23 protein-coding genes are annotated in these 24,390 nt (G+C 67.8%); 8 read left to right on the top strand and 15 right to left on the bottom strand.

The features are described from left to right. Positions 1-56: 56 nt before the first annotated feature. Positions 57-587 carry a TetR/AcrR family transcriptional regulator gene (locus DL990_RS01915; protein WP_125797712.1) on the bottom strand — a complete coding sequence of 177 codons (531 nt, stop codon included), beginning with the start codon at positions 585-587 and terminating at the stop codon, positions 57-59. Between the two features lie 91 nt (positions 588-678). On the opposite strand from DL990_RS01915, the gene DL990_RS01910 reads away from it, so the two are divergent. Then, on the top strand, positions 679-2,163 hold the full coding sequence (locus tag DL990_RS01910; protein WP_125797711.1) for an MFS transporter: 1,485 nt from the start codon (positions 679-681) through the stop codon (positions 2,161-2,163). A gap of 19 nt (positions 2,164-2,182) precedes the next feature. Further along, positions 2,183-3,571: an FAD-binding oxidoreductase gene (locus tag DL990_RS01905; protein WP_125797710.1), complete on the top strand. Its 1,389-nt coding sequence runs from the start codon at positions 2,183-2,185 to the stop codon at positions 3,569-3,571. A gap of 78 nt (positions 3,572-3,649) precedes the next feature. Here DL990_RS01905 and DL990_RS01900 read toward each other — a convergent pair whose 3' ends face one another. From DL990_RS01900 to DL990_RS01885, 4 genes are all read right to left on the bottom strand, one after another. Continuing rightward, positions 3,650-4,372, bottom strand: coding sequence for a DedA family protein (locus tag DL990_RS01900; RefSeq protein ID WP_125784811.1), 723 nt, complete (start codon positions 4,370-4,372; stop codon positions 3,650-3,652). Positions 4,373-4,425: 53 nt separating this feature from the next. Next, a complete protein-coding gene (locus DL990_RS01895) occupies positions 4,426-4,812 on the bottom strand; it encodes a hypothetical protein (protein ID WP_125784812.1) in 387 nt (128 codons plus the stop codon). A 17-nt stretch (positions 4,813-4,829) separates the two neighbouring features. Beyond that, the gene (gene nagA, locus DL990_RS01890) at positions 4,830-6,032 is read right to left on the bottom strand and encodes an N-acetylglucosamine-6-phosphate deacetylase (RefSeq protein WP_125797942.1); all 1,203 of its coding nucleotides are present in this window, start codon (positions 6,030-6,032) and stop codon (positions 4,830-4,832) included. Between the two features lie 91 nt (positions 6,033-6,123). Continuing rightward, positions 6,124-6,699 (bottom strand): SigE family RNA polymerase sigma factor, encoded by a 576-nt coding sequence (locus DL990_RS01885; protein ID WP_007032484.1) that lies wholly within the window; start codon positions 6,697-6,699, stop codon positions 6,124-6,126. Positions 6,700-6,838: 139 nt separating this feature from the next. On the opposite strand from DL990_RS01885, the gene DL990_RS01880 reads away from it, so the two are divergent. Next, positions 6,839-7,123: a YciI family protein gene (locus DL990_RS01880; RefSeq protein WP_125784813.1), complete on the top strand. Its 285-nt coding sequence runs from the start codon at positions 6,839-6,841 to the stop codon at positions 7,121-7,123. Between the two features lie 4 nt (positions 7,124-7,127). Here the strand turns inward: DL990_RS01880 and DL990_RS01875 are convergent, their stop codons facing one another. The 6 genes from DL990_RS01875 to DL990_RS01850 form a co-directional block, all read right to left on the bottom strand. Next, a complete protein-coding gene (locus tag DL990_RS01875) occupies positions 7,128-8,132 on the bottom strand; it encodes a PDR/VanB family oxidoreductase (RefSeq protein ID WP_125797709.1) in 1,005 nt (334 codons plus the stop codon). Next, positions 8,129-8,995, bottom strand: a complete 867-nt coding sequence (locus DL990_RS01870) for a metal-dependent hydrolase (protein ID WP_125784814.1) — start codon at positions 8,993-8,995, stop codon at positions 8,129-8,131. The genes DL990_RS01875 and DL990_RS01870 overlap by 4 nt, the downstream gene beginning before the upstream one ends. Further along, a complete protein-coding gene (locus DL990_RS01865; protein WP_125797708.1) occupies positions 8,992-10,464 on the bottom strand; it encodes an NAD(P)/FAD-dependent oxidoreductase in 1,473 nt (490 codons plus the stop codon). The genes DL990_RS01870 and DL990_RS01865 overlap by 4 nt, the downstream gene beginning before the upstream one ends. 81 nt (positions 10,465-10,545) lie before the next feature. Further along, positions 10,546-11,019 carry a pyridoxamine 5'-phosphate oxidase family protein gene (locus tag DL990_RS01860; RefSeq protein WP_125784816.1) on the bottom strand — a complete coding sequence of 158 codons (474 nt, stop codon included), beginning with the start codon at positions 11,017-11,019 and terminating at the stop codon, positions 10,546-10,548. A gap of 3 nt (positions 11,020-11,022) precedes the next feature. Further along, entirely contained in the window at positions 11,023-11,913 is an 891-nt protein-coding gene (locus DL990_RS01855) for an SDR family oxidoreductase (RefSeq protein ID WP_125784817.1), read from the bottom strand. Between the two features lie 140 nt (positions 11,914-12,053). Next, positions 12,054-12,965, bottom strand: coding sequence for an aldo/keto reductase (locus tag DL990_RS01850; RefSeq protein ID WP_125797707.1), 912 nt, complete (start codon positions 12,963-12,965; stop codon positions 12,054-12,056). Between the two features lie 50 nt (positions 12,966-13,015). On the opposite strand from DL990_RS01850, the gene DL990_RS01845 reads away from it, so the two are divergent. After that, complete coding sequence (locus DL990_RS01845) at positions 13,016-13,837, top strand: LLM class F420-dependent oxidoreductase (protein ID WP_125797706.1); 822 nt, start codon at positions 13,016-13,018, stop codon at positions 13,835-13,837. An 83-nt stretch (positions 13,838-13,920) separates the two neighbouring features. Further along, entirely contained in the window at positions 13,921-14,949 is a 1,029-nt protein-coding gene (gene fbaA, locus DL990_RS01840; RefSeq protein WP_125784820.1) for a class II fructose-bisphosphate aldolase, read from the top strand. Positions 14,950-15,304: 355 nt separating this feature from the next. Here the strand turns inward: fbaA and DL990_RS01835 are convergent, their stop codons facing one another. Further along, complete coding sequence (locus tag DL990_RS01835) at positions 15,305-16,522, bottom strand: hypothetical protein (RefSeq protein ID WP_125797705.1); 1,218 nt, start codon at positions 16,520-16,522, stop codon at positions 15,305-15,307. Positions 16,523-16,753: 231 nt separating this feature from the next. Between DL990_RS01835 and DL990_RS01830 the strand changes: the two genes are divergently transcribed. Further along, positions 16,754-17,161: a DUF3151 domain-containing protein gene (locus DL990_RS01830; RefSeq protein ID WP_125784822.1), complete on the top strand. Its 408-nt coding sequence runs from the start codon at positions 16,754-16,756 to the stop codon at positions 17,159-17,161. A 68-nt stretch (positions 17,162-17,229) separates the two neighbouring features. Here DL990_RS01830 and DL990_RS01825 read toward each other — a convergent pair whose 3' ends face one another. Continuing rightward, the gene (locus DL990_RS01825; RefSeq protein ID WP_125784823.1) at positions 17,230-18,456 is read right to left on the bottom strand and encodes a lipase family protein; all 1,227 of its coding nucleotides are present in this window, start codon (positions 18,454-18,456) and stop codon (positions 17,230-17,232) included. Positions 18,457-18,590: 134 nt separating this feature from the next. Between DL990_RS01825 and DL990_RS01820 the strand changes: the two genes are divergently transcribed. Next, positions 18,591-19,172 (top strand): TetR/AcrR family transcriptional regulator, encoded by a 582-nt coding sequence (locus DL990_RS01820; protein WP_199746205.1) that lies wholly within the window; start codon positions 18,591-18,593, stop codon positions 19,170-19,172. Here DL990_RS01820 and DL990_RS01815 read toward each other — a convergent pair. Both DL990_RS01815 and DL990_RS01810 read right to left on the bottom strand, forming a co-directional pair. Continuing rightward, the gene (locus DL990_RS01815; RefSeq protein ID WP_125784825.1) at positions 19,169-20,488 is read right to left on the bottom strand and encodes a GGDEF domain-containing protein; all 1,320 of its coding nucleotides are present in this window, start codon (positions 20,486-20,488) and stop codon (positions 19,169-19,171) included. The genes DL990_RS01820 and DL990_RS01815 overlap by 4 nt on opposite strands. A gap of 202 nt (positions 20,489-20,690) precedes the next feature. Further along, positions 20,691-21,944, bottom strand: a complete 1,254-nt coding sequence (locus DL990_RS01810) for an MFS transporter (protein WP_125784826.1) — start codon at positions 21,942-21,944, stop codon at positions 20,691-20,693. 493 nt (positions 21,945-22,437) lie between these two features. Between DL990_RS01810 and DL990_RS01805 the strand changes: the two genes are divergently transcribed. Further along, on the top strand, positions 22,438-24,333 hold the full coding sequence (locus DL990_RS01805; protein WP_233620359.1) for an FAD/NAD(P)-binding domain-containing protein: 1,896 nt from the start codon (positions 22,438-22,440) through the stop codon (positions 24,331-24,333). The last annotated feature ends 57 nt before the right edge of the window (positions 24,334-24,390 follow it).

The following is a 24,390-nucleotide window of genomic DNA, read 5'->3' as shown; positions in this document are numbered from 1 at the left end:
ACCTACTTGCGGAAGAGGGCGGGATGCGCGTGCTCGCATCCGGCGCAAGTAGGTGACTAATTGCGCTGGATGCGGGCCTTGATCTCGTCGATCCGGTCGAGCAGGGAGCTCGCGTCGTCCCGGCCGAGTGCCGCGCGCAGGTAGAGGCCGTCGCCCACCAGGATGATCAGTTCGGCGGACAGCGGGTCGGCGACGTGCTCGCTGATCAGGTCGTGGATCTTCTGGTTGTAGACCTGGACGACCTCGGCGACCCGCGGCTCGTTGAGCATGATCCGGATCGTCGCCATGGTCGTGCGGTGCAGTGGCTTGCGCTGGGTCACGTCGGTGATAGCCGTGCGCAGGTACCAGGAAACAACGCCTTCAGGCGCCGTCCGTGCCTGTTCGAGGTCTTCGTCCGACAGGGTTGCGAGACGTTCCATCAGGCCTTCGACCAGGGCGTCCTTCGAGCCGAAGTGGTAGAGCAGGCCGCCCTTCGACACTCCGGCGCGGGCGGCGACGGCTTCCAGGGTGACCCCGCCGGGGCCCTGTTCGATGAGTATCTCCTCGTACGAGTCGAGGATGTGTTCCTTCGCCGAGGTCTTCGCCATATCAGTTGACTATACCGTCTGGACGGTTTACCTTCGACCAGGGCGGCAACTGTACCGTCCGGACGGTTTACCTAATTGAGGAGAGTGCGCCATGGCGGGGCGCAAGCAGTGGTGGGCGTTGGCGGTACTGGTGCTTCCGGTGCTGCTGATCAGCGTGGACATGACGGTGCTCGGGTTCGCGCTGCCGTTCCTGTCCGAGGATCTGGCGCCCACCGGTGCGGAGCAGCTGTGGATCGTCGACATCTATTCGTTCATGCTGGCCGGCCTGCTGGTCCTGATGGGCACGCTCGGCGACCGCATCGGCCGTCGCAAGCTGCTGCTCATGGGGGCCGCCGCGTTCGGTGCCGCGTCAGTGCTCGCGGCCTTCTCGACCAGCGCGTTCATGCTGATCATCGCGCGGGCGCTGCTCGGTGTGGGTGGCGCGACGCTGATGCCGTCGACGCTGTCGCTGATCCGCAGCATCTTCGTCGACGCCAAACAGCGCCGGACCGCGATCGCCGTCTGGAGCGCCGGGTTCTCCGGCGGGATGGCGCTCGGGCCGGTGCTCGGCGGCTGGTTGCTGGAGCACTTCTGGTGGGGTTCGGTCTTCCTCATCAACGTCCCGGTGATGGTGATCCTGCTGGTCGTCGGCCCGTTCCTGCTGCCGGAGGCGCGTGACCCGAAGCCGGGCCGCTTCGATCCGTTGTCGGCGCTGTTGTCGCTGGCCGCGATGCTGCCGGTGGTCTACGGCATCAAGCTGGTCGCCGAACACGGCTTCACCTGGAAGGCCGCGGTCAGCATGCTGATCGGGTTCGCGCTCGGTGTCGTGTTCGTCCGCAGGCAGAACAGTCTCGACGAGCCGATGCTCGACCTGAAGCTGTTCTCGAACCGGGCCTTCAGTGGTTCCGTGGTGACGAACATGCTCGGCGTGTTCGCCATGGTCGGCCTGCTGTTCCTGGTGCCGCAGTACCTGCAGCTGGTGCTCGGGCTGACCCCGGTCGTCGCCGCGCTGTGGATGCTCCCGGCGACGGTCGCCGGTGTCGCCGGCGCGCTTCTCGCGGCCTGGCTCGCGAAGCGGATCCGGGTATCCGTGCTGGTCAGTGCCGGTCTTTTGGTCGCCGCGATCGGGTTCCTGGCGTTGACCCAGGTGTCTTCCGGCGGCGGGCTCGCGTACGTCGTGGTGTCGTTCACGCTGCTCGGCGGTGGTGTCGCCCTGTCCGAAACGCTGACGAACGACCTGGTCATCTCGGCCGCTCCGGCCGAACGGGCCGGGGCCGCGTCGGCGATCTCCGAGACCGGGTTCGAGCTGGGCGGCGCGCTCGGCACGGCCATCCTCGGCAGTGTCGCGACCGCGGTCTACCGGTCCGGTCTGCCGGAAGGGACGGCCGACGCCGCCCGGGACACCCTCGGCGGCGCCGTCGCCACCGCGCAGCAGCTCGACCCTGTCGCGGGACAGGCGCTCCTGGAATCGGCTCGCGAGGCCTTCACCCAGGGGGTGCACGTGACCGCATGGGCGGGTGTGGCCGTGCTCGTCTATACAGGTATTCAGGCGTTCATCCTGCTCGATCGGAAAAAAATTTCCGCAGTGCGGACGTAATGGCGCCTACGATGAGGGCATGAACAACCATGCCCTGGTCACCCGGCTCCGCGAGCATCTCGGCGACGCCGCGGTGCTCACCGACACCGACGTCACGGACGCCTACTCGCGCGACATGATGCCGCTGGCCGCCAGCGGCAAACCCCTCGCGGTGGTGCTGCCGTCCGACACGGAGGGTGTGCAGGCCGTGGTGAAGGCGTGCGCGGAGTTCGAGGTGCCGATCGTGCCCCGCGGCGCCGGCAGTGGTCTGTCCGGCGCCGCGAACGCGATCGACGGCTGTGTCGTGCTGGTGCTGACCAAACTCGACCAGATCGTCGAGATCGACGAAGGCAACCGGCTCGCCGTCGTGCAGCCCGGCGTGGTGAACCTCGATTTCCGCAACGCGGTGGAGAAGCACGGCCTGTTCTACCCGCCGGATCCGTCCAGCTACGACTGGTGCACCATCGGCGGGAACCTGTCCACCAACGCCGGTGGGCTGTGCTGCGTGAAGTACGGCGTCACCACGGATTCCGTGCTGGGACTGGAAGTCGTGCTCGCCGACGGCTCACTGCTGAAGACCGGGCGCCGCACGGTGAAGGGTGTCGCGGGCTATGACCTCGCGCGGCTCTTCGTCGGCAGCGAGGGCACGCTCGGCGTGATCACCCAGGCGACCGTCGCGTTGAAACCGTTGCCGCAGTTACCCGCGACCCTCGTCGCCGCCTTCAACAGCACGGAGGCCGCGGGCGAGGCCGTCGCGCGGGTGGTGCGCGAAGGGCTGGTGCCGTCGCTGCTGGAGATCATGGACGCGACGTCGATCAAGGCCGCCGAGGCCTACCTCAAAACCGACCTCGGCACGAGCTCGGACTGCAAAGCCTTGCTGCTCGCGCAATCCGACTCCGGCGGCGAGGTCGCGCGCCGGGAACTCGCCGCGCTGGAACAGATCTGCGTCGACTGCGGCGCGGATCTGGCCTACGCCACCGAGGACATCGAAGAGGGCAAGATGCTGCTGCAGGCGCGGCGGGTCGTGCTCACCGCGCTGGAGATGTACGGCGTCTGGCTGACCGACGACGTCTGCGTGCCGCGCACGCGCATCGCCGAACTGATCGCCGGCTGCGAGCGGATCAGCGAAGAAGTGGGCTTGCGGATCGCCGTCGTCGGCCACGCGGGTGACGGCAACATGCACCCGACGATCGTCTACGCGCAGGATTCCGAGGAGGAGTTCGCCCGCGCGCGGACGGCCTTCGACGCGATCCTCGACGTCAGCCTGTCGCTGGGCGGCACGGTCACCGGCGAGCACGGCATCGGCCGGATCAAACGCGAGTGGCTCGTCAAGGAGATCGGCGAAGTCGGCCTTCGGGTGCATCGCCAGATCAAGCGGGCCCTCGACCCGGGGAACCTCTTCAACCCCGATTCGATGTTCTCCCTCTAGTCGCAATGAAGGGGCCTTTCATTGCAAAATTTGCGATGAAAGGCCCCTTCATTGCACGGGGCGATGCGTCCGGAGGGGTCAGTCGCGGATGCGCGGGATCTGCTGCGTGATGTCTTCGGCGGCCTCGGCGACGAGGCCGGTCGCGGTGTCCGCGTGCTTCTTCTCGCGGCGGGCCTTGAGGTACTCGATCACGATCGGCACCACCGAGACCAGCACGATCAGGATGAAGATCGCGTCGACGTTGTCGCGGATGAACGCGACGCCGCCGAGCAGGTGGCCGAGCGCGGTGATCCCGGCGGCCCACAGGATGCCGCCGATGACGGTGTAGGTGAAGTACTTCTTCGGGTCCATCTTGCCGATGCCGGCGATCCAGGTGATGAACGTCCGCACGAACGGCACGAACCGCGCCAGCACGACCGCCTTCGGCCCGTGTTTCTCCAGGAAGGCGTGGGTCTGGTCGACGTACTTCTTGTTGAAGAACTTCGAATCCGGCTTGCGGAACAGCCAGGGACCGACCTTCCAGCCGAGGCCGTAGCCGACCGCGTTGCCGACCAGTGCGGCGACGGTGACCAGGACGCACACCAGCCACAGCGGCGCCTCGATCGAACCGTTCGCGATGAACAGGCCCGCGGTGAACAGGAGTGAGTCACCGGGCAGCACCGGGAAGATGCTGCTCTCGATGAAGATGATCAGGCAGAGCACGGTGATGACCGGAACGGTCAGCCCGCTCAGCAGGTGCTGCGGGTCCAGCCACTCCGGCAGGAGGCCCATCGTCGTCACGTTGTTCTGCGCCAGGATCACACCAAAACGGTACAGGGTGACGCTGAGTGCTTTGACCCGACGGGAGAGGCGGCTCAGATCAGCGTGAGCAGCCCGATCACCGAACCGGCGGCCAGCCCCAGCAGCACGGCGAGCAGCAGCACCCAGTACGCGGGCAGAGGCGGGCTGCTCGGCGAAGGCGCTGGAGGCGGCGTCGGCCGCTCCGCCAGCCTGGCCGTTTCGGCGTCCTCGAGCGCGACGCGTTCCCGTTCGAGCGAGTCGGCTCCGGCACCCGAGAGCAGTCCGTACTGAGGGGGCAGTTCGCTCTTGCCGGAAGGGACGTCCGGAACGCTACTCTTCGTGTCCGTTTCGACTGGTTTGTCCGTAGTCGATTCGGAGATGCGTTCCGCCGAAGGAGCGAAGACCGCCTGTGCGCGCAAGGCGTCGGCCAGGAGCTTCTCCGGGTCCTTGGGCTCGCTCATCCGGACTCCCTTCGCCGCTACCCGTCGCTGACCGACACACCGCCTTCGACCGCGCCGCTCAGCGGGGCCGTGGCGCTCAATGTAGCCGCAGCGTCGTCCTTGACCCATTCGCCCTGGCGCAGCACCTTGACCGGCCGGAGGTCGCGATCGAGCACGACGACGTCGGCCGCGAGCCCGGCGCGCAGCGACCCGGTCCGGTCGGCGAGGCCGAGCAGTTCGGCGGGCCGTCCGGAGGTCGCGCGGACGGCGCCGAGCAGGTCGATGCCCGCGCCGCGGACCAGATTGCGGAAGGCCGCGTCCATGGTCAGCGTGCTGCCGGCCAGCGAACCGTTCCCGGCGAGGGTGGCGACGCCGTCCCGGACGTCGACCTCGAGGCGGCCGAGGATGTAGCTGCCGTCGGCGGCGTCGGTGGCCGACATGGCGTCGGTGATGAGCACCGTCCGGCCCTTGCCCGCGTGGTGCGCGGCGAGCCGCAGCACGGTCGGGTGCACGTGGACGAGGTCGCAGATCAGCTCGACGGTGATCCGCTCGTCGTCGAGGAGGGCGCCGATCGGGCCCGGCTCGCGATGGTGGAGGGGCCGCATGGCGTTGAAGAGGTGGGTCGCGACGGAGGCGCCCGCGTCGATCGCGGGGACGATCTGGTCCTCGACGCCGTCGGTGTGCCCGATGGCGGCGATGACGCCCGATTCGGCCAGTTGCCGGACCGCCTTGATCCCGCCGTGCAGTTCGGGGGCGAGGGTGACCATCCGGATGTCGCCGCGGCCGGCGCCGAGCAGCGCGTCGACCGTGGCCGTGTCCGGCTCGATCAGCGTCGCCGGGTCGTGCGCTCCGCAACGAGCCTTCGAGATGAAGGGTCCTTCAAGGTGAATTCCGGCAAGTTCACCCTCTTGGACCAGCTCACGCAGGGCCGCGATCTGGTCCCTGAGCACCGGGACGGGGTCCGAGACCAGACTGCCGAGCATGGTCGTGGTCCCGTGGCGCCGGTGCGCGCGGATGGCGCGGAACAGCTCCTCGGGGTTCGCACTGGAGAACGACCCGCCCCCACCGCCGTGGCAGTGGGTGTCGACGAAGCCGGGCACGACCAGGCACCCGTCGACATCGACGCGATCGATGTCCGGGGGTGCCCCGGAACCGACTTGGACGATCCTGCCGCCGGCGATAGCCAGCCAGCCGTCGTCGAGTACACGGTCCGGGGCGACGACCCGGCCGCCCACGATCACGAAATCTCCGGCGCCTCTCACGCCCCCCAGCATATATTGGTCTGGACCAAGCATGGCGGCACAACCCAGCGCTCGAGATTAAGGCCGGGTGTCAGTTCGGCGACTGCATCGCTTTCTGCAGTGCCTCCAGCGCCCGGCTGGCGGTTGACTTAACGGTACCTTTCGAAATCCCGGCGGCCTCGGAGATTTCGGCCTCACTCAGCCCACCGTAGTAACGGAGGACCAAAACCTCGCGCTGGCGAGGGGGCAGTTTGGACAAAGCGCTCACCACGGCCTGATGTTCACTCGACAGCATGGCGAGGCTTTCGGCCGAACGCGCGTTGACGGCGTGCGGCGCGACGTACTCGCGGGCGGTCTTGCGGCGGCGCAGCACACTGCGTGATCCGTTGACCACGGCGGTGCGCAGGTATCCGACGGCCGCGGCGGCGTCGCGCAGGCGCCCCCAGTTGCGGTGCAGCCCGGTGAAGGCCTCCTGGACGACGTCTTCGGCGGTCGCCGGTTCGTCCACGAGCAGGATGGCCAGCCGGACGAGCCGCATCCGGTGCTGGCGATAGAGATCCTCAAGGGTCAGCGGTGCCGCAGGCGGCGGTGGCGTGACCGGTCCGTCCATGGTGCGCAGATGGCCGAGGGTCGCCTCGACACTGCGTTCCGCATTGCCCTCGAGCATGTGCCCCTACCTGTTCATTTACCCCTTTGATGCACAACCTGTGCGTGGCGCCAGGTCAGCGTATCGGGTGGGGCGGGCGTCCTGCCTGATCGGTTCCTGAGAAGCTGGGGCGTCTGTTGGAGCGACCTTGGAGATGTCGATGGCCTGGTTCCTGGTGGAGATCACGTACGTGCAGGAGAAGCTGGCGGATGTGCGCCCCCGGCACCGGGAATTCCTGTCCGCCCTCGCCGACCAGGGCGTCGTCGCGCTCGGCGGCCCGCTGGGCGACGGCTCCGGCGGTATCTCGATGTACCAGGCGGCCGACGAAGCGGCGTTGCTCGAGATCATCGACAAGGACCCGTACCACCTCGAAGGTGTCGTCGCGGAGCGGACCGTCCGCGAGTTCAAGCCGGTGATCGGCTCCTGGATCCCCAAGGAAGCCTGACAGCTCAGAGATCGAGGATGACCGGCTCGCGTTCGACGCAGACCCGGACGCGGTCGCCGGTCACCGTCGGCAGTTCGCACGTCCCGCAAAACCCCTGACGGCACGAATAAGCGATGCCGGGCACGGTTTCGCGCAGGACGTCGAGCGTCGTCCGGTCGGCGGGCACGTCCAAAATCCGGCCGCTGCGGGCCAGTTCTACGCGGAACGGCTCGCCGCCGACGATCGGCGGCGGCGAAAACCGTTCGAAGAACACCGGCCCCGAAGCACGCAGCGCCGCGTCCGTCCGGACACCGATGATCATCGGAACCGGGCCGCAGCAGTAGATCGGCGCGCCTTCCGGTGCCCCTTCGAGGAGTTCCGCGCCGGAAGCGGGGATTCCGTAGTCCGTGTCCGGACGAATCCGGACACGGTCGCCGAAGCGGGACAATTCGTCCAGGAACGGCATCGAGGCCTCGTCGCGACCGGTGTAGACCAGTCGCCAGTCCGCGCCCGCCGCGGCGGCTTGCCGCACCATCGGCAGGATCGGCGTGATCCCGATACCGCCCGCGATGAACAGGTACGCCGGGCTCGCGACGAACGGGAACGCGTTGCGCGGGCCCCGCGCGGTGATCCGAGCGCCCTTCTTCAGCGCGTGCACCGCTGTCGATCCCTCGCCGAGCGACCGGACGCCGACGCGGTAGGCAGAGCGGTCTTCCGGGTCGCCGCACAAGGAGTACTGCCGGACCAGCCCCGGCCGCGGCGCGAGGTCGATATGCGCGCCGGGCCGCCATCGCGGCAGCGGTTCGCCGCGTTCATGCACCAACCGCAGCCCGGCCACGCCGTCGGCTTCGGCACGGACCTCGTCGACGACCAGCGGAAGATCACGGTCGACCGTGGCCACCGGCGGACGACGGCGTCCGCTCACCCCGCTGAGCCTGCGGTACAGCGCGACGACACCGGTCAGCGACGCCATCGCGCGGTCGGTCCGCCCGCTGCCGTCGAGCCGCAGCGGCCGCGTCGGCGGCGTCACTGTGGTTCGTCGGCGGCCCGCGCGGCAGGGGAACTCGCGAGGTACGCGACGGCCTGATCGGTGTTGCCGGTTTCGGTGGGGTGATAGGACTTCCGGAAGTAAGGCCGGATCTCGCGCCGCAGCTGCCTGCCCGAGGGCAGCAGACCGAGCTTCGCGACGCGCAGGTAGGTCCGGAAACTCGTCTTGCCCGGCCGCGTCGGGTCGTTCTTCATGAGGAACCTGGTGCCCCGCAAGAAGACCCACGCGAGCACCGGCGTCACCACGAGCATGCTGCGCACGCGGCGGGTGTAGCGGCCGTCGAGGTGCATGAACAGATCGAAGGCGACAGAGCGGTGTTCGACCTCTTCGGCACCGTGCCAGCGCAGGAGATCCAGCATCGTCGGGTCGGCGCCCGCCTTGTCGAGCGCTTCGGCGTCGAGGATCCACTGGCCGAGGAAAGCGGTGTAGTGCTCGATCGCGGCGATGATGGCGAGCCGCTCGATCAGCCATTCCTCCCGCCGCTTGGCGGAAAGCTCGCGATCGCCGAGCAGGCGGCGGAACATCCACTCCATCTGCGCGATGTACGGCCGCACATGGACGCCCGCCGCTTCGAGGTGTTCCGCGGCGCCGTCGTGCGCCTCGGCGTGCATGGCCTCCTGGCCGATGAAGCCGAGGACGTCCTCCTTGAGCCGCTCGTCGCGGATCAGCGGCACGGCCTGCTTGAACACCTCGACGAACCAGCGCTCGCCCTCCGGCAGCGCCAGATGCAGCACGTTGATCGTATGCGTCGCCTGCGGTTCGCCCGGGATCCAGTGCATCGGCAGCGACGCCCAGTCGAACTCGACGTCGCGCGCGTGCAGGACGACCTGTTCGTGGTCGGTCACGACGACCTCCCGCTGAGCTCGTAGTCGCTCGGGTCGACCTTGCGGGTTTCGAGCCAGTAGCGCCAGGTGAACCCGGGCCAGATCGTCCGGTTGACGCCCTTCGCGTCGAGATACCAGCTCTTGCAGCCGCCCTGGGTCCACACGCCCTTGACGAGTTTGTCCTGGATCTCGCGCTGGAACTTCTCCTGCACGCCGGCGCGGACGTCGAGCGCGGCCGCACCACGCGAATCGGCGAGTTCGATCGCGTCGACGACGTACCGCGCCTGCGACTCGATCATGAAGACCACGGAGTTGTGGCCCAGCGCGGTGTTCGGGCCGAGGAGGAAGAACAGGTTGGGGAAGCCGGAAACGGTGATGCCCTTGTGCGTGTGCATCCCCTCGGTGGCCCATTCCTTGGCGAGGTCGCGGCCGTCGACCCCGGTGACGTCCAGGTATTCCAAGGCATCCGTGACCTTGAAGCCGGTGCCGTAGATGATCGCGTCGACCTCGTGCTCGACGCCGTCGCCATCGACGACGCTGTGCGCCTTGACCTCGCGCACGCCTTCGGTGTTGACGTCCACATTGGACCGATTGATCGCCGGGTAGTAGTCGTTGGAGATCAGCACCCGCTTGCAGCCCATGGTGTAGTCCGGGGTGACCTTCTTGCGCAGCTTCGGATCCTTGATGGCCTTGCCGATGTGGCGCTTCGCGATCGCCTCGCCCGCCTTCATGATCGCGGGGTGGCCGTTGAAGCCGACGGCACGCACTTCGAGGAACCAGTAGAGCGCGTTGCGGTAAAGCCGTTGCACGCCGGGGATGCGGCGGAACGCGGTCTTGGCCCAGCCGGGCATGGCGTGGTCGGGCTTCGGCATGATCCACGGCGGCGTGCGCTGGAACAACGTCAGCTCGTCGACCTCGGGGGCGATCTTCGGGACGAACTGGATCGCGCTCGCACCGGTGCCGACGACGGCGACCTTCTTGCCGCGCAGGTCGTATTCGTGGTTCCACTGCGCGGAATGCCAGGTCTGGCCCTTGAACTTCTCGATCCCCGGCAGCTTGGGCACCTGCGGGATGTGCAGGCCGCCGACGCCCGAGACGACGAACTGAGCCTCGATGTCCTCGCCGGATTTGGTGTGGACGTGCCAGCGGCGCGCGGTGTCGTCCCAGGTGGCGCCGGTGAGCTCGACGCCGAACCGGATCTTGCGCCGCAGCCGGTACTTGTCGGTGACGTCCTTGAGGTACTGGAAGATCTCCGGGGCGGGCGAGAACGACCGCGACCAGTCCGGGTTCTGCTCGTACGAGAACGAGTACATGTGGGACTGCACGTCGCAGGCGCAGCCGGGGTACGAGTTGTCGCGCCACGTACCGCCGACTTCGTCCGCCTTCTCCAGGATCACGTAGTCGGAGATCCCGGCCTTTTCGAGCTGGATGGCCTGGCCGAGCCCGGAGAAACCGGTGCCCACGATCACGACCTTGAATCGCTCGGTCATCTGGCAATCCTCCACTTCGAGGCGTTCGTGCCCAGATGACGTTACCTCAAGTAACAGTTACTTGCTAGTACTACCTACCCGTCAGTATGTGCCGCCGAGCTTCGTGTGATCCCAGCTCACGATCTTCGTCGGCCGGAAAATCAGCCCGATCCGCTTCGGGGCCTGCTTGCCGATGAAGCCCGTGAGCTCGTCCGGAACGGGATCGCCCGGCTTCGCACCCGCGTACCGCTGCATGAGCTTGATACCCATCTGGGTGACCACGGCCGTATCGGTGATGACCTCGACATCGGCTTCGAGGGAGATCCCGCGGAGCTTGTCGTAGCTTTCGCCGTCCTCGATGAGCACAGTGGCGCGCGGGTCGCGCTCCAGGTTCTTCGCCTTCTGGGAGGTGCCATACGTCCAGGTCGCGACGCCGGACTCGTGCGGGTAGTACCAGAGCGGCGCCAGATGCGGGCGGCCGTTCGGGCCGATCGTCGCGACGTTGATGACCTTCTGCTCGTCGAAGAACGCGGTGAGTTCGTCGGGGGTCATGCGGATCTGGTCGCGACGGGACATACGTCAGCCCTTCCGTGTGGCGGCCCGGCCTGCCTGACCGGTTATTGAAGATTCGTACGCGCCGCGCTCCTCGATGTCCACGAGTGCGGCGGCGTCGGCCTTCTTGATCCGGCTCTTCGCGCCGATCTCGATGATCGGCGGCAGGAACGCGCGGATCAGCTTGAGCCCGCCGACCCAGCGCGGCACGTGCACGGTGCGGGCGCGTTTGTTGACCCCGGCCTGGAGGTGGTCGAGCGCGACGGACAGCGGATAGGTCTTGCCGAGCAGGCCGGGCATGCCGGTGCGGAGCTTGCCGAAGACGGGGTGCTGGTCGGCGCTCTCGACGAGGTCGGTGCGGATCCAGGTCGGGTGCGCGACGCCGACCTTCACGCCGAGGTGGGCGACTTCGGCGCGGAAGCTGTTGCAGAACGCCTCGACGCCCGCCTTCGCGGCGGCGTAGTTGGCCATGCCGGGCGCGTGGGTGATCGCGGCCAGCGAGGAGATCGCGAGCAGGTAGCCCTTGCGGTCGAGGACATGCGGAAGGGTGACGCGGAAGGTGCGCCAGACGCCGAGGAGGTCGACTTCGATGACCTTCTCGAAGGCCGCCGGATCCACCGACCGGACGAAACCGGAGGTCGCGATGCCGGCGTTCGCGATGACGATGTCGATCCCGCCGAAGTGCTCGACGACGCCGGCGGTGGCCCGCTCGAGGTCGTCCCAGCTGGTGACGTCGGCTTCCCACGCGTGCGCGCTCGGGCCGATCTTGTCGGCGACCGCCTGCTGTTCCTTGGCTTCGATGCCGACCAATGCGACCTTCGCGCCCTGCGCGGCCAGGCGTTCGGCGAGTCCCGCGCCGATGCCCCTCGCGGCGCCGGTGATCAGGACGACCTTGCCGTTCACGCTGTTCTTGGCCACGTTGCCTCCTCGTCCGAGCCCTAAGGCTTTCGGACGGTACCTCAACCTACCCGGAGTAAGCTACCCACAAGTAAGTACGCAATTCGTCACCTGCTTGCGATAGGGGGTGCGCGCAAGTAGGTGACGAATTGCGGGGGTTGTCAGCGCGACGCAGTGGTGAGGGCGTCGACTTCGGCAGGGGTGAGGTCCAGGTCGGCCGCGGGCAGGAGGTCGTTCAGCTGCTCGATCGAGCGGGCGCTCGCGATGGGCGCGGTGACGGTCGGCCGGGCGAACAGCCACGCGAGCGAGACGGCCGCGACCGAGACGCCGCGGGCGGCCGCGATCTCGTCGAGCGCCGAGAGCACCCGCTCACCACGTTCGTCCAAATAGGACGATGCGCGGGCAGCGCGCGGACTGTCGCCGAGATCGTCCTTCGACCGGTACTTCCCGGCGAGAAAACCCTTGGCCAGCGAGAAATACGGCAGGACGGCCAGGTTCTCGCGTTCGACCGTCGGCGCCAGGTCCAGCTCGTAGTCCCGCTCGACGAGGTTGTAGTGCGGTTGCAGCGCGACGTACTTCGCCAGCCCCTCACGGTCCGAAATGGACAGTGCCTCGCTCAGCCGTTCGGCCGAGTAGTTCGACGCCGCGACGTAGCGGACCTTGCCCGCGCGCACGAGCGCGTCGAAGGCACGCAAAGTCTCCTCGATCGGGGTCTCCGGATCGTCGATGTGCGCGTAGTAGAGGTCGATGTGGTCGGTACGGAGCCGGCGCAGCGAGTCTTCGGCGGCCGCCGCGATATTCGCCGCGGACAGCCCCTTCCGCTCGTCCCACATGCCGGTCTTGGTCGCGATGACGATGTCGTCACGGCGGCCGCGGCGGGCCAGCCAGTCGCCGATGATCGTCTCGGAGCCACCCTTGGAGTACAGGTCGGCGGTGTCGATGAAGTTGCCGCCCGCCGCCGTGTAGGCGTCGAGGACGGCGAAGGACTGCTCCTGGTCCGCGGTCCAGCCGAAAACGTTCCCGCCCAGGTTGATCCCCCGGACGTCGAGGTCGGTGTTGCCGAGTTTCGCCATACCCCGAACTTAAGGGAAGACATCGGCCGTCCGCGGCGTTGGCCCGGTACATGGGAATCGAACTCGGCCGGATCGGCATCTGGCAGCACGAATCCGTTTTCACCCCGGCGCTGGCCCGTGAGCTGGAGAAACTCGGCTATGGCGCGATCTGGCTCGGCGGCTCGCCGTCGGGCGACCTCGCGAAGGCGGAGGAAATCCTCGACGCGACGGAGACGATCAAGGTGGCCACCGGCATCGTCAACATCTGGAAGGACGACGCGGCCACGGTCGCCGAGTCGTACAAGCGCGTCGCCGCGAAGCACCCGGACCGGTTCTTGCTCGGTATCGGCGCGGGGCACCGGGAGCACACCGCGGAGTTCAAGAAGCCGTACGCCGCGCTGGTCGAGTACCTCGACGCGCTCGACGCCGCCGGAGTGCCCGTCGAGGGCCTCGCGCTGGCCGCTCTCGGCCCGAAGGTGATCAAACTCGCAGGAGACCGCACAGCGGGAGCCCACCCGTACCTGATGACCCCCGAGCACACCCGCCAGGCGCGCGAGATCCTCGGCGAAGGACCGCTGCTCGCACCCGAGCAGAAGGTCGTCCTCGAGACCGATCCGGCGAAGGCCCGCGAGATCGGGCGGGGCACCGTCAAGTTCTACCTCGGCCTCGTCAACTACACGAACTCCCTGCGGAAACTCGGTTTCACCGATGAGGACCTGGCGGGCGAGGGCAGCGACAAGCTGGTCGACGCGCTGGCCGTCCACGGCGACGCCGAGACGGTCGCCCGCGGCGTCACCGCGCATCTCGAAGCCGGGGCGGACCACGTCAACATCCAGGTACTGAACCAAGACCCCCTGCCGGTCTACCGGGCGCTCGCCGGCGTCCTCCTCTGACGCGACGGCTGTAGGCACCTCCCGGCCGACCTCGTACGATGCGGCCGAGAGGTGCACCAGCCTGCTTCGAGGAGGAGTAAACGATGCCCATCGCCACCCCCGAGGTCTACGCGGAGATGCTCGACCGGGCGAAGGCGAACGAATTCGCCTACCCGGCCATCAACGTGACCTCGTCGGAGACCCTGAACGCCGCCATCCGCGGGTTCGCCGAGGCGGAGAGCGACGGGATCATCCAGTTCTCCACCGGCGGCGCGGAGTTCGCGTCCGGCCAGAAGGTCAAGGACATGGTGACCGGTTCGGTCGCGCTCGCCGAGTTCGCCCAGGTCGTCGCCGCCAAGTACGACGTGAACGTCGCGCTGCACACCGACCACTGCCCGAAGGACAAGCTCGACGGCTTCGTCCGCCCGCTGATCGAGATCTCGGCGGAGCGCGTCAAGAACGGTCAGCACCCGCTGTTCCAGAGCCACATGTGGGACGGCTCCGCGATCGACCTCGACGAGAACCTCGAGATCGCGCAGGAACTGCTCGCCAAGGCCGCGGCCGCGAACATCATCCTCGAGGTCGAGATCGGCGTCGTCGGCGGCGAGGAAGACGGCGTCGAAGCCGAGATCAACGAGAAGCTGTACACCGCCGAGGGCGACTTCCTGAAGACGATCGACGCGCTCGGCTCCGGCGAGAACGGCCGCTACCTGCTGGCCGCGACCTTCGGCAACGTGCACGGCGTCTACAAGCCCGGCAACGTGAAGCTGCGCCCGGACGTGCTCAAGGGCGGCCAGGAGGCGGCCTCGAAGAAGCTCGGCCTCCCGGCCGGTTCGAAGCCGTTCGAGCTGGTCTTCCACGGCGGTTCCGGCTCGCTGCCGGAGGAGATCCGCGAGGCGGTGTCCTACGGCGTCGTGAAGATGAACGTCGACACCGACACGCAGTACGCCTTCACCCGGCCCATCGCGGAGCACTTCTTCAAGAACTACGACGGCGTCCTGAAGATCGACGGCGAGGTCGGCAACAAGAAGGTCTACGACCCGCGTAGCTACCTGAAGGCCGCCGAGGCCGGTATGGCCGCGCGCATCGTCGAGGCCGCTCAGTCGCTGGGTTCGGCCGGCAAGAAGCTCTGACCTGTTTCTGCATGGGCTGAAGGGGACTTTCCCCGCATCTCACGCGGCGAAGGGAGCTTTTCCCGCATGGCATGCGGGGAGAGCTCCCTTCGTCCCCTCAGAGGCTCAGGCGGACGGTAGTGCCCAGCGAGACCAAGATCAGCGTTCTGTCGGTCCAAGGCTCTGTGAAATGTCGGTGCGGCCCTGTCGCCTGAGTACGTGAAGGCCCCCTTCGCTGCGCATTGCGCGAGCCTCAAGCCGGGAAGGTCGGCTCGTTCGGTGTCCCAAAGGTCCCCTTGAAGACCTTCACCGTCTCAAAGGGGACCTTCAGGACATGCCCACGACCGCACCTTTGCGTTAACCCTCACTCAGAGCCTCAGGCGGCAGGGAGCGTCGTCTTCTCCCGGCGCTTCTCCAGCAGCGAGTTCACCGCTCGCGTCCCCGGTCCGGCGGCGGCCCACAGCGCACCGACCCCGGCCAGGCAGACAACGGCCGTCCAGTAGGCCACCGGCGGTGCCGACTCCGTATGCGCGTCGCCGAGGATCCACGGCCGGAACTGCGACTGCACCCACAGCATCCCGTAGCCGAACGCCGTCGCCAGCAGCGCGCCGGTGCCCGCCGTCAGCAGCGGATGACCGCGGCCGATGCGGAACGCCAGGTCGACGGCGAGGCCGACGGCCAGCAGGTAGAACGGCACGGTCGAGATCGGGAAGCCCATCCCGAGCAGCAGCGGCCACATCACCAGCCGGTAGCCGAGGTACGCCGCGGCGACGGTCGTCCCCGCCCAGCGGAAGCCGGTCGTGTACCGCGCCAGTGCGAAGATCAGGGCCATCACGCCGATACCCCAGAGCGGGTACACCCAGTCGTCGATCGGCATCGTGAAGTACTCGACGGCCACCTGGTCGACCGGATGCCCGATCTGGCCGGCGGCGAAGTTCAGCAGTTCCGGCTCGGCCTCGGGAGTGCCGCGTTCCCAGGCGCGCAGGCCGAGGATGCCGTACTCCTGCTGGCCGTTCGGGAAGAACGTGTTCTCCAGGAAGAAGACCCACAGTCCGATCAGGACACCGGTGCGCGTCCGGCCGGGCTTGGCGTACTTCAGCCAGCCCATGATCACGCCGGCCTGCATGATGCCCGTGCCGATGTAGAGCATCATGTGCGACGGGCTCCACGCGGTCAGGTCGAGACCGTTGACGCGGTGGTTGATGACGTCCAGCGGCGCCGCGATGAGGAAGACCACGAGCCCGATCTGCATCAACCGGAGCGAACGCCGATCGGCGCCCATCCCGGTGTAGCTGTGGATCGCCACCAGCACCATGATGATCACCGTGCCGACGGTGTTGATCAGGTGCGGCGGGGCGAGGTCGTCCCGCAACCACATGAAATGCCACGACATGTCCCACGACGAGCCCACCATCTTGAAGGCGAACGCCGCCAGCCACATCGAGTAGCAGAAGTTCAGCACCCAGTCCGGCGTCGCCTGCCCCGGTGCGCCGCGGTGCCAGTGGAGCTGGAAGAACAGCCTCGTCTTGGCGATGGGGCTGCGGGGGATGACACCCGGCGAAAGGTCCCCGGTCACTTCTGTCGCCTTTGTCATGCGGATATCTTCCCTGCTCCAGGTCACGAGACGGGCATTCGGGGTCCAAAATCGGGGTTCACCCGTAGGGGTGGCGGATTTGCGGTCGGCGTGCGGAACAGGGCAAGGTGTGCCGCCATGATGCCGAAACGACTCGTCGCGGCGGTCCTCGTCGCCGCTCTGGTGCTGGCCGGTGGGGGCATTCTCGGGAGCCTGTTCTTCTAGTCGCACGGGGTCGGCACAATGGCCCGTATGACGAACCTCCTCGGCCCCCAGCCGACGCATCTCCCCGAGCACACCGCCGCGCAGGCGGCGCTGGACGCCGGGACCGACCCGACCGCCGTCGCCGCCGAGCACCCCGACTACAGCGAAGCGTGGGCCGCCCTCGCCGAGAGGGCCCTGGAAGCCGGCGAGACCGTCGCCGCGTACGCGTACGCCCGAACCGGCTACCACCGCGGCCTCGACCAGCTCCGCCGCGCCGGCTGGAAGGGACACGGTCCGGTGCCGTGGTCGCACCGCCCGAACCAGGGCTTCCTGCGTTCCCTCGCCGTCCTCGGCAAGGCCGCCGGCAAGATCGGCGAGACCGAGGAGTACGACCGGTGCCGGACGTTCCTCGGTGACTCGGACCCCGCCGCCGCGGAAGCCACCGGCCTCAAGTAGCGCGCTATGAAGGACGCTTTCATTGCAAAATTTGCAATGAAAGCGTCCTTCATAGCACTTGGTGACCCCTAGAACAGCCCGCAGTTCCCCACGGCAGGCAGCCCCGCGAAGCGTCCCTCAAGCCAAGCGAAAGCCTCCGGGAAAGCCCTGATGGCTCCGCCGACGTGCGTAGGAACCAGCGAAGTCGAGAACTGCACCTTCGCGCCCTTCGCACACCACGAGCGCGCCATGGTCCGCCCCTGCGCGTAGGGGACGATGTCGTCGAGAGCGCTGTGGACGACCAGCGTCGGCACACCCGGCTTCCGCGCCCCGATGAGCTGTTCGCCGACGCGCGTCTTGAACGGCTCTTCGCCGAGGTACGCGGTCAGTGGCCTGCCGTCCTTGGTCAGATCCTTCGACTGCGTGAACGCGTGCGCGAAGATCGCGTCCGCGGTGCACTCCTGCTTGACCTTCTCGAACGCTTCGACGCCCTTCGCGTTCAGCAGGGCGGGGATGTTCAGCTCCGGATAGGCCGCGTCCATGCTGACCAGCGTGAATCCGAGGAATCCGAAGGCGTAGTGCCCGTCGATGTTCTCGCCGACCTCGGCCAGGTCGGCCGGGACGGCGCCCGCGTACGAGCCCTTCAGTTTGAGTTCGGGTGCGTACGACGGCTGCAATTCGGCGGCCGACGCCGACGCGCCGCCGCCCTGCGAGTAGCCCGCGGTCGCGACGGGGCCGTTGTCCGGCAGGTTCGCTTCGGGCAGGCGCTGCGCCGCGCGGATCGAGTCGAGGACGGCGTTGCCTTCGGCGGCACGGTTGACGTACGTGTGGACGCCGGGGGTGCCGAGGCCTTCGTAGTCGGTGACGACGACGCCGTAGCCACGAAGCAGCAGTCCGGCGATGAAGGGGCCTTCGTACTCCATGCCCGCGGCGAGGGCTTTCGACGGCGCGCACTGGTCGCCGACACCCTGCGTCCCGGCCGCGTAGCCGATGACCGGCCGCTCGCCCGCGCCGGTCCACGCCTTCTTCGGGGTCAGGACGGTGCCGGTCACGGCGTTGGCTTTGCCGTGCGTGTCGGTGCTGCGGTACATGATCCGCTGGACATCGGCGTCGGCCTTGATGAGTTTCACGGGATCGACGTAGAAGGTGGCCGGTTCGTGCCGGATGATGTCGCCGGGAGCACCCGCGGGCAGTGGCGACGGGGGGTCGTAGAAGGACGGTGCGGCGTTGGCCTGCTGTGCCCCGAAGGTCAGCAGGGCCGCGATGGTGGCCGCTGAGACGGCGGCGGACACACCGCGCCGGGATCCTGGACGCATGCTTGCTCCTCGTTGAGCACAAACATTTTCGACAGACGTGTCGAAAAAGAGAGTCAGTGAGGTGGCGCACAATGTCAAGTCCGGCGCCGAGAGGGCGACCCCGCAAACTCCCGCTCGGCGAGCAACGCGCACGGGTGCTGAGTGCGGCTGCCGGGGTCTTCGCGGTGCACGGCGCGCAGGCCGCGACGATCGAGCAGATCGCCCGGCGCGCGGGCGTTTCCCGGCAGGCCGTCTACGAGCAGTTCGGCGACCGCACGACACTGTTCTCCCAGGTCGTGGCGGATATCGAGGAGCGGGCCTTCGAGGCGATCGGCGCGCCGGCCATCGATCTCTCACAGCCGGAGCTCCGCTCCTGGGCGCGCGGCAACTACGCCAACATGTTCGCCTTCGTCGCGGCGAATCCCGAGGCGTTCCCCGTGCTGCGCGAGGCCGAGCGCATGGGCGACCCCGCCCTCACCCGGCTCCGTGAGCGGCTCGCGCGGGTCTACACCGAGGCGAGCAGGCAGCGCTGGGCCAGCCACGGGGTCGATTCCGGCCGCGCGGACAAGGCCCTGGTCACGCTGTTCTTCGCGATGACCGAGGCACTCGTCCAGGCGAGCTGGGACGGTGAGCCGCCCGACGCGGACGCGCTCATCGACCTGCTCACCGAATTCACCGTCGGGGGCGTGGTCCGCCTTCGGACCGCGGCCGCGGACGTGATGGAGCGGTTGCGCTAGGCCGCGACGGCCTCCAGAGACTTTCCAGCCACTTCGGCGACCGCCGCCAGGTCCGGTGAGGAGACGACCCGGTTCCGGCCGTTGCGTTTCGCCGCGTAGACGGAAGCGTCGGCCGAGGCCATGACCTCGTCCATCGTCCGGCCGTCGAGCGGGAAGTTCGCGACGCCGACCGACGCCGTCCGCTGCTCGATGACCACGGGATTGCCCTCGTTGTCCTGGGTCTTGATGACCATTTCGCTGATCCGCTGCCGGATCCGCTCGGCGACCGCGACGGACTCCTGCTTCGACGACGATGTCAGGAGCACGACGAACTCCTCACCGCCGAAGCGGCCGGCGAGGTCCTGCGTGCGCGTTTCGGCCTTGACCAGCGCCGCGACCCCCTTGAGCACGTCGTCGCCCGCCAGGTGGCCGTAGGTGTCGTTGATGCTCTTGAAGTGGTCGAGGTCGATCATCAGCGTGCCGAACTGGCCGTTTTCGCGTTCGGCGCGGGCGACCTCGCGGATGGCGCCCTGCTGCCAGGTCGTGGCGTTGAGCAGCTGGGTCTTCTGATCGGTGGTGGCGAGTTCTTCCAGCTGCTTGATCAGCACCGAACGCTGCAGCAGGTACAGCGGCAGGAAGACGAGCAGCACCAGCACCGGCTGATGCGGCATGACGGCGAGCACCAGCGCGCCGATGCAGACCGTCGAGGCTTCGAGGATGTTGTCGTCCCAAGAGCCGAGGAGCGCCTGGATCGTCGCCTTGTCAGGCGCCGCGAAGTACAGGCCGGTACCGGTGAAGACGGCGTTCATCAGGAAGAAGGCGAGGCTCGCGGCACAGATCGACGTCACCGACGCCGCGTCGGCGCCGACGACCTGTACGGCCGCCCAGGCGGCGAACGCGGTCAGCGTCATCGATGTGGCGTTCGCCACAGTTCGATGGGGGTTGACCGTGCGGAGGCCCGCCCAACTGCGGTATCCGAGGTGGAGATAGATGACGGTTACGAGAAGCGCCGTCAACTGCGGCGGAAGCAGAATCGCACCGGGTAGCACCCAGACCGAGGTCATGTTGATGTGCGGGGTGACGCTCATGCTGCGTCGCTGCCGCTCGATCCGGCGGGTCGCCTCGGTGTGCGCGATGGCGAGTCCGGCGAGCAGGAAACACAGCAGGACCTGCGAAGACGTGATGGCGATGGATGCGGCGAAGACCCCCGTCAGTGCCAGCATCGTCGCGACGGACAGCCCGGTGTAGGCGATCCAGTGTCGAGGCCTCTTCCACAGCTCCCACGTCGCTACCGTGAGAGCCGAACGATGTCCAGCGTGTTCCTCCGATGTGATCATCTTTCCCCCTGACTCTTGCGTCATTCTCCGAAACCCCCTACTTACGGACAGCTTCTACCGACTTGCGGGCTGTCGACAAGCTCCCTAGGTGTGTACTTTTCTCTGAGAGGTCGAGGGAAAGGTGCCAGCGATGGCCGGTAGGGATCAGTGAACTGGGGCGCGCGCCAGACGTCCGCGCGATCGGGCCGGCGCGCGGAACACCTCAATGTTCTGCGCGTGCGGCGTCTTTCTCCTGCCATCGTTCGGGGTCGCGGCTGAGGGTCCGCCACCAGCTCAGGGCCAGCGGGACGGTCAGTATCAATCCCGCAAGCCCGAAGACGCCGACAGTCGACTGCGGGCCCACCTGATCGGCCAGGATGCCGCCGAGCAGGGGACTCACGCCCATCGTCGTGGTCAGGCCGGTGTTCGAGAGGCCCATGACCTGTGCCCGGCTCTCGTCCGGCACGGCCAGTGTCAGTGAGGCGGTCGCCTGCATCAGCGCCACGGTGCCGAAGGCGCCGCAGAACACGAACAACACGATCGACGACAGCGGACCCGGCTGCAGGAAGCACAGCAGCAGCGGGACCGCCGTCAGCGCCGAAAGCGGCCCGATCAGCTTCGGCCGGAGGTGTGCCGGCACCCAGCGCGAGTAGATGAACGCCCCGATCACGCTGCCGATCGGATCGGCGGCCAGCAACAGGCCGATGATCTCGGGGCCGCCGCCCGACGAGGCGACGTACGGCGCCGCGATGCCCTCGTACACCGGCAGCAGGCCCATCAGCCAGGTGAACAACAGCAGCGAGCGCAGCCCGGAGCTGGCGAAGACGATCTTCCCGCCCGAGCCGATCGACGCGAAGAACGACTTGCGCTTCTCGCCGGTGGCCGCGGCCGGACGTGACTTCAGCCCGAACCGGACGAACAGCGCCGAGATCAAAAAGGTGACCGCGTCCAGCGCGAGGGCGATGTGGGGTTCGAGTGCGGTCAGCAGAAGGCCGCCGCCCGCGAATCCGGCCAGCTGTGCCGATTGGACGGTCATGCTGCGGATCGCCATGCCGACGACGAAGCGATCGCCTTCGAGGATCTGGGGCAGCAAGGCCAGCTGCGCCGCTTTGAACGGCGGGTTCAGCAGCGAGACGGCGCCGACGAGGACGCACAGGACCCAGAACGGCAGCACCGGGACCGCGACCAGCGCGATCAGCGCCGCCCGTAACAGGTCCACGACCACCATCACGGTTCGCCGGGGGAACCGGTCCGCGAACCCGGTGAGGAAGATTCCGCCGAGCAGCGAAGGGGCGTACGTCAGCGCGTAGGTGAGACCGGTCAGGGTCGCGGAGCGGGTTTCGGTGAAGACGAGGACGGAGAGGGCGACCCTGGCGAGTTGATCGCCGAAGATCGAGAACAGCTCGGCGAACCAGAGCGAACGGAACTCGGCTACCCCGAACACTTCTCGGTAAGTGACCCGTCCGGCCGAAGCCATGTTGCCCCCAATAGGGTCCTTATTACGCGACAAACTCGTGACCGAGAGTAACGCGGTCACGAGCTCGTCACGAAGCGTCATTCGTTCACGTAAGTGTCTCCTGACTGTTGGTGATTGGCTAGGTTCTTTCGCCGGGTTTCTGGAGTTGGAGATCTTTTTCGTGGACGAGCGATCGTTCGCGAAGATGTCCCGATGGCCGGTACCGAGGTCTAGACCTGCGGCTTTCGCCCTTTTCGTGCCTTCGGCCGGTGAAATCCGGATGTGGCCGCCTCGTCAGGGGCCGGAATCCCCGTGTGGTCGAGACGGGCCGGACGAGCCCGCGCGGCAGGTGTTCGATCGCCACGGAGCGCAGCCGAAACGCTGGGCCGAATGGTTGAGCGGCCCGCGTCCGGAGGAGTGAACGGCTCAGTCTTCCCTTTCGGGCCCTCCGCGCGACGGTTCCGCTCTTTGAGAAGCCGAACGTGCCCCGGAATCCGGGCGTAGCTTCGGCCTCGTGAGTACCGCAGAGCGTCCCTACGTGCTCGCGGTGGTCGGTGCCGGTCCGCGCGGAGTGGGCGTGCTCGAACGGCTCGGCGCGAACGCCGCCGAACTGCTCGGAGGACGTCGTCTGGTGGTGCATCTCATCGACCCCTTCCCCGCCGGGGCGGGACGGGTCTGGCGGTTCGAGCAGTCGCCGCTGCTGCGGATGAACTCCATGCCCGAGGACGTCACGGTCTTCACCGACGACACCGTGAAGGTCGACGGCCCGATCCGGCCGGGGCCCTCGCTGATCGAGTGGGCGCGGCTGGTTCGGGCGGGCGCCCTCGACGCTGAGGTCGACGACAGCCTGCGCGCCGAACTCGAGGCGCTGCAAAGCGATCACTTCCCGACGCGACGGTTGCAGAGCGCGTACCTCACCTGGTTCCACCGCAAGGTCCTGGCCGAACTCCCGGGCGGGATCGAGGTCGTCGAGCACCGGACCCGCGCGGTGCGGCTCGAAGACGGCGAGCCGCAGTCGCTCTGGCTGGAGGATCGCGCGGAACCCCTCGAAGTGGACGCGGTCCTGTTCACCGTCGGGCATCTCGACGCGGAACCGGACGAACGCGAGACCGCACTCGCGGACTTCGCCGCCCGCCACGACCTCGCGTACTACCCGGCCGGCTACACCGCGGACGTCGGCTATTCGGCGATCGGACCGGGGGAAACCGTGCTGGTACGCGGATTCGGCCTCGCGTTCGTGGATCTGATGCTGCTGCTGACCGAGGGCCGCGGCGGCCGTTTCGAGGAGCAGGCGTGCGGTGGGCTGAAGTACCACCCCAGCGGCGCAGAGCCCGTGCTGCACATCGGTTCGCGTCGCGGAGTGCCGTACCACGCGAAAATCGGCTACCGCCCGCGCGGGAAACCGTTGCGACTGCCGAGGTTCTTCGACGCCTACGCCATCGAAAGGCTTTGCGCCGTACCCGGCCGGATCGACTTCCGCCACGACGTCTGGCCGCTGATCTCGAAGGAGATCGCCTGGGCGTACTACAGCGAACTGTTCACCGCCCATCCCGAACGGGTGCGCATGGACTTCGCCGTCTTCGCCGACGCTTTCGCGGACGCGGCGCCGGACGAACTCGCCGCGCTGGTGGCGCGTGCGGTCCCGGCGCAGGACGACCGGCTCGACCTGGACCGGCTCGACCGGCCGATGGCGGGCGCCGAATTCGGCACCGCCGAGGAGTACGGCAAGGAACTGCGCGAGTACGTCGAAGCGGACCTGAGCCGCCGGTCGGACTCGGAGTACAGCGCGGATCTGGGTGCGTTCATGGCGCTGCTGTCGGTGATGGGCCAGCTTCCCGCGCTGATTCAGACCGGGCGGCTCGACGCGGCCTCGCAACTGTCCGATTTGGACGGATGGTTCCTCGGTTTCTTCTCGTACTTCGCCAGCGGGCCGCCTCCGCGGCGCCTCGAAGAACTGCTCGCACTCCAGGAAGCTGGCCTCGTCTCCTTCCTGGGCGCCGAAATGCGGATTTCGGCCGACGAGGAACGCCGGTCGTTCGTCGCTACCGGCGCGAGCTTCCCCGGCGAGACCGAGGCGCGGACACTCGTCGAGGCGCGGTTGCCCGAGCCGAGCATCACCCGGGCGTCCGATGTCCTTTTGCGACAGTTGCGCGACAGTGGCGCGCTCGGCGAGGAAGCCGTGGTCGACCCGGTCACCGGCGACCGGCTGCTCGCCGGCCGCATCCACACCCGCGTCTCCGACGGCCGGATGCTCGACGGCGAGGGCTGCCCGCATCCGCGCCGGTTCGCGCTCGGGCCGCATACGTCCGCGCGGTCCGCCGGGGCGTTCACGCGGCCGCGGACCAACGCGATTCCCTTCCGGCAGAACGACATCGTGGCGCGGGAGATCCTGCGGCTGGCCGTCTCGTGAATGATGGGGACGGAGGCGTGTCACGCGAGTGTCGCCTCCAATCACGCGAGTGTCGCC

It is taken from the genome of Amycolatopsis sp. WAC 01416, from assembly GCF_003947485.1.
GTDB lineage: Bacteria > Actinomycetota > Actinomycetes > Mycobacteriales > Pseudonocardiaceae > Amycolatopsis.
The sequence above is the reverse complement of the archived record's forward strand: the minus strand, read 5'-3'. Positions and strand labels throughout refer to the sequence as shown.

Excerpts from the sequence above, each read along its gene's own strand:
- DL990_RS01895 (WP_125784812.1), bottom strand. The coding sequence starts at position 4,812 with ATGAGCGAGCCCAAGGACCCGGAGAAGCTCCTGGCCGACGCCTTGCGC.
- DL990_RS01865 (WP_125797708.1), bottom strand. The coding sequence starts at position 10,464 with ATGACCGAGCGATTCAAGGTCGTGATCGTGGGCACCGGTTTCTCCGGG.
- DL990_RS01915 (WP_125797712.1), bottom strand. The coding sequence starts at position 587 with ATGGCGAAGACCTCGGCGAAGGAACACATCCTCGACTCGTACGAGGAG.
- fbaA (WP_125784820.1), top strand. The coding sequence starts at position 13,921 with ATGCCCATCGCCACCCCCGAGGTCTACGCGGAGATGCTCGACCGGGCG.
- DL990_RS01910 (WP_125797711.1), top strand. The coding sequence starts at position 679 with ATGGCGGGGCGCAAGCAGTGGTGGGCGTTGGCGGTACTGGTGCTTCCG.
- DL990_RS01905 (WP_125797710.1), top strand. The coding sequence starts at position 2,183 with ATGAACAACCATGCCCTGGTCACCCGGCTCCGCGAGCATCTCGGCGAC.
- DL990_RS01880 (WP_125784813.1), top strand. The coding sequence starts at position 6,839 with ATGGCCTGGTTCCTGGTGGAGATCACGTACGTGCAGGAGAAGCTGGCG.
- DL990_RS01810 (WP_125784826.1), bottom strand. The coding sequence starts at position 21,944 with ATGGCTTCGGCCGGACGGGTCACTTACCGAGAAGTGTTCGGGGTAGCC.
- DL990_RS01835 (WP_125797705.1), bottom strand. The coding sequence starts at position 16,522 with ATGACAAAGGCGACAGAAGTGACCGGGGACCTTTCGCCGGGTGTCATC.
- DL990_RS01850 (WP_125797707.1), bottom strand. The coding sequence starts at position 12,965 with ATGGCGAAACTCGGCAACACCGACCTCGACGTCCGGGGGATCAACCTG.
- DL990_RS01825 (WP_125784823.1), bottom strand. The coding sequence starts at position 18,456 with ATGCGTCCAGGATCCCGGCGCGGTGTGTCCGCCGCCGTCTCAGCGGCC.
- DL990_RS01860 (WP_125784816.1), bottom strand. The coding sequence starts at position 11,019 with ATGTCCCGTCGCGACCAGATCCGCATGACCCCCGACGAACTCACCGCG.
- DL990_RS01845 (WP_125797706.1), top strand. The coding sequence starts at position 13,016 with ATGGGAATCGAACTCGGCCGGATCGGCATCTGGCAGCACGAATCCGTT.
- DL990_RS01885 (WP_007032484.1), bottom strand. The coding sequence starts at position 6,699 with ATGCTCGAGGGCAATGCGGAACGCAGTGTCGAGGCGACCCTCGGCCAT.
- DL990_RS01815 (WP_125784825.1), bottom strand. The coding sequence starts at position 20,488 with ATGATCACATCGGAGGAACACGCTGGACATCGTTCGGCTCTCACGGTA.
- DL990_RS01830 (WP_125784822.1), top strand. The coding sequence starts at position 16,754 with ATGACGAACCTCCTCGGCCCCCAGCCGACGCATCTCCCCGAGCACACC.